The sequence below is a fragment of the Sphaerisporangium sp. NPDC088356 genome (assembly GCF_040685555.1).
GTDB lineage: Bacteria > Actinomycetota > Actinomycetes > Streptosporangiales > Streptosporangiaceae > Sphaerisporangium.
The window spans coordinates 1-3,992 of the sequence record NZ_JBFBIK010000226.1; the positions used below are offsets into that span (position 1 = coordinate 1).

The following is a 3,992-nucleotide window of genomic DNA, read 5'->3' on the forward strand; positions in this document are numbered from 1 at the left end:
GGTCGGCGCTCAAGCAGTGGAACTACGACGGCAGCACCAACCTGCAGTGGCAGCTGGTGGACCTGGGCAGCGGGTGGTACCGCATCGTCAACCGCACCAACGGCATGGTCGCCGACAGCTGGGGCAACACCGCCAACGGCGCCAACTGCCTGCAGTCGGCCTGGAACGGCGGCAACAACCAGCAGTGGCGGCTCAACGACGTCGGCAACGGCCGCTACCAGATCATCAACCGGGGCACCGGCACCGCGCTGGACGGCGCCGGCCTCACCACGGCCGGCTCGGCCGTGCAGATGTGGGCCCCGAACTCCAGCACCAACAACCAGTGGACCATCACCGCGGTATGACCCGGCCCGGCCCCACGCGCGACCACCACCCGTCTGATGTTAGCGCTAACAAATACCTGTCGTGCATTCGCCCGGCATTTTCCCGATCAGAGATCACGTATGCCGGCGGGCCGATGCTCCCACCCGATAAGGGAGAAGCGAATGGTTTCTTCATCCAGATCCATCGATACCCGAACCATAACCGGAGTTGTGTGATGTCAAGGCGAAGATCCCTTTTCGGGGCGGTCGCGGTCGCGGCACTTCTCGTCCTGGGCACCGGTCGTGCGGCGATGAGCAGCGACCTCGGCGCGGCCACGTCGTCCGCCGGCGCCGGCACCCTCGCGGCGACCGCCGGATGCGGAAAGACCCCGACGCTGAGGAGCGGTACGCAGTCGATTCAGACCAGCGGCAAGAACCGCTCCTACATCCTGCGGCTTCCCGACAACTACAACAACAACACCCCCTACCGATTGATCTTCGGATTCCACTGGCTGGGCGGCACCGCCACCGAGGTCGACTCCGGCGGAACCAGTGGCTACCCCTGGTCCTTCTATGGACTCAGGCAGATGTCGAACAACCAAGCGATCTTCGTCGCGCCCCAGGGCTTCAACAACGGCTGGGCCAACTCCGGAGGCGAGGACCTGGTCTTCGTCGACGACATGATCAAGCGCATCGAGGAAGACCTCTGTGTCGACACCTCGCAGCTCTTCGCCACCGGTTTCAGCTACGGCGGCGCCATGAGCTACTCGATCGCGTGCTCCCGGGCGAACGTCTTCCGCGCGGTCGCGGTCTTCTCCGGCGCCCAGCTCAGCGGGTGCAGCGGCGGCACTCAGCCCATCGCTTACATGGGGCTGCACGGCATCGGGGACACGGTACTCAACATCTCGCAGGGACGCTCGCTGCGTGACCGGTTCGTCCAGAACAACGGCTGCACCCCCCAGACCCCGCGCGAGCCGAGTTCGGGCAGCAAGACGCACATCGTCACCGCCTATTCGGGGTGCCGGGCCGGATATCCGGTCGTCTGGGCCGCGTTCGACAACGGTCACATGCCCGGCCCGGTGGATGGGACCTACACCGAGAGCGGCATCACGACCTGGACCAAGGGAGAGGTGTGGAAGTTCTTCTCCCAGTTCGGGAGCAACCCCTCGCCCAGCCCGACGCCCACTCCGACGCCGACGCCCACGCCGACTCTCACCCCGACACCCACCCCGACGCCGGTACCCGGTGGATGCGCGGCCACGATCGAGACGGTGAACTCCTGGTCCGGCGGCTTCCAGTCCACCGTCACCGTCCGAGCCGGCACCAGCGCCGTCAACGGCTGGACGGTCCAGTGGACCTGGCCCGGCGGGCAGACCATCAACAGCCTGTGGAACGGCGTCCGCTCCGGCTCCGGAGCCAACGTCAGCGTCCGCAACGAGTCCTACAACGGCTCGGTCGCGGCCAACGGCAGCACCACGTTCGGCTTCACCGCCAACGGCACGGCGGCCACGCCCGCCCTTTCCTGCAGCACCCCCTGACGCGATGACGGCGCGGCGACGCGCCGGACTCGCGACCCCGGCCGCGGCGCCCTCGCCTCACAGCGAGGCGCCGCGACCAAAGGGAGTCCTTCCGGAGCTCGGACGGTGGCGTGGCCGGGAGTCCCGCGGCGCCGCCGCCCCTCCGTGGCCGGTCAGGAGAGCGGCGAGTCGCGGGGACGCGCGGGTGCGGTGGTCCCGCGCAGGGAGATGGGCGGGGCGAGGAGGAGGTCGCGGTGCGGGGTGGCGGGATCGGCGATGCGCTCGATGAGCAGCTCGACGGCGCGGGCGCCGAGCTCGTCGGCCGGCACGTCGGCGGCGGTGAGCGGAGGGTGCAGGTTCTCGGCCAGGTGCCGTGCGGCGACCCCGGCGATGGAGAAGTCCCGCGGCACCGCCAGGCCCGCGTGCTCGATCCCGCGGTACAGGCCAGGCAGGGCGGCCTCGTTGACGGTGGCGATGGCGGTCAGTGCGGGATGCTCGTCGAGGAGCCGCTCGACGCAGGACACTCCGGACTGGGCGTCGTCGGCGCAGCACGTCTCCACACCTTCCACGCCGCGTTCCGCGATCGCGCGCGTGAAGCCGGCCTGGGCCCTGTAGCTGGGGCCGTACCCGGTGGCCACCAGTTCGGCGGAGCGGTTGACCAAGGCGATGCGGCGGTGGCCCAGGTCGGCCAGGTGGTGCACGCATCTGGAGATCAGGATGTCGCTGTCGATGTCGACCCAGGTCATGTCCTCGGGGTGACGATTGCGGCCGATGGTGACGAACGGCAGCCCGGTCTGCCGCAGGCGGGTGACGCGGTCATCCTCCAGCCGTATCTCCATCAGGACGACACCGTCCACGCGCCTGCCGCCGATCACGCGCTCGAAAGAGCGGTCGTGCTCGCCGCCCGAGGGGGACAGCAGGACGTCCAGGTCGGCGCGGCCGGCGGCGTCGACGACGCTGGCCACGAAGCCGAGCTGTACGTCGGTCAGGCGCCGGCTGGCCGGGGGAATGACCAGGGCGATGGTGCGGGTCCTGCCCTCTTTGAGCGCTTTGGCGGTCGCGTTGGGGCGGTAGCCGAGCTCGTCGATGACCGCCTGGATGCGCTGCCGGGTCTCCTCCGACACCGGGCGCTTGCCGCTCAAGGCGTAGGAGACGGTGCTGCGGGACACGCCCGACCGCCTGGCGATCTCCCCGATGTTCACCCGGTGCTCCTCACATGGTCGAACCGACACGCACCATCGTAGGTCGAATCGTTCGCAAGGAAGAGCTGGTCTGCGGCTGTTCGCCGGTCCCATTGACGCGCGGAGTGTACGGGCTTATCGTGGTCGAACCGATTCGACATACATGGTGAAGCAGCCGCGTAACGCGTCAGCGGAGGTCAGGATCATGAGATCAGCGGCATCGAGCCGGCGTAGGGCCGGCGTCGGTCTGGCAGCGGTGGCGGCCGCGGGTGGTCTGGTCGCGTGCTCCGCGTCGTCCGGCAGTAGCGGGGCGCCGGCGAGCGCGAGCCAGGCCGCGACCGCCGCGACCTACACCATCTGGGACCCCTACCCCCAGCACGACAAGGGGTCCGAGTGGGTGAAGCTGCTGGAGACCTGCGGCACGCAGGCGGGTGTCACCGTCGAGCGCGCCGCCTATGACACCAGCGACCTGACCAACAAGGCGCTGCTGGCCGCGCAGCAGGGCAACGCGCCCGACGTGCTGATCGTGGACAATCCGGTGGTCTCCACGCTGGCCGAGGCCGGGGTCCTGACGACCACGGAGGAGAACAAGCTCGACACCTCGGCCATCGCGCCGAACCTGCTGGCCGCCGGGCAGAGCCAGGGCAAGACCTACGGCGTCCCGATCGGGGCCAACACCCTGGCCCTCTACTACAACAAGGAAGTGCTCGACAAGAGCGGGGTGGACGTCGCCTCGGTGAAGGACTGGGCTTCGCTGACGGCGGCGCTGGAGAAGGTGAAGGCGGCGGGCAAGAAGGGCATCACGTTCTCCGCCATCGGCACCGAGGAGGGCAGCTTCCAGTTCCTGCCCTGGTTCTGGGGATCGGGCGCCCAGCTCACCAAGCTGGACTCCCCGGAGGGGGTTTCCGCGGTGGCGCTGTGGAGCGACTGGCTGAAAAAGGGGTACGCCCCGAACTCGGTCATCAACAACACCCAGACCACCAGCTGGCAGG

The 3,992-nt window shown here is 68.8% G+C and carries 4 protein-coding genes; 3 read left to right on the forward strand and 1 reads right to left on the reverse strand.

All coding sequences use genetic code 11. The features are described from left to right. Together AB0O34_RS36255 and AB0O34_RS36260 are read left to right on the forward strand one after the other, a co-directional pair. Positions 1-344: RICIN domain-containing protein (locus tag AB0O34_RS36255; RefSeq protein ID WP_363923442.1), on the forward strand; the 344-nt coding region annotated here is incomplete at its 5' end. 194 nt (positions 345-538) lie between these two features. Then, the gene (locus tag AB0O34_RS36260; protein ID WP_363923444.1) at positions 539-1,840 is read left to right on the forward strand and encodes a cellulose binding domain-containing protein; all 1,302 of its coding nucleotides are present in this window, start codon (positions 539-541) and stop codon (positions 1,838-1,840) included. Between the two features lie 152 nt (positions 1,841-1,992). Here AB0O34_RS36260 and AB0O34_RS36265 read toward each other — a convergent pair whose 3' ends face one another. Then, the gene (locus AB0O34_RS36265; RefSeq protein WP_363923447.1) at positions 1,993-3,021 is read right to left on the reverse strand and encodes a LacI family DNA-binding transcriptional regulator; all 1,029 of its coding nucleotides are present in this window, start codon (positions 3,019-3,021) and stop codon (positions 1,993-1,995) included. A gap of 184 nt (positions 3,022-3,205) precedes the next feature. On the opposite strand from AB0O34_RS36265, the gene AB0O34_RS36270 reads away from it, so the two are divergent. Beyond that, the coding region (locus AB0O34_RS36270) for an extracellular solute-binding protein (protein ID WP_363923449.1) at positions 3,206-3,992 on the forward strand (787 nt) is incomplete at its 3' end.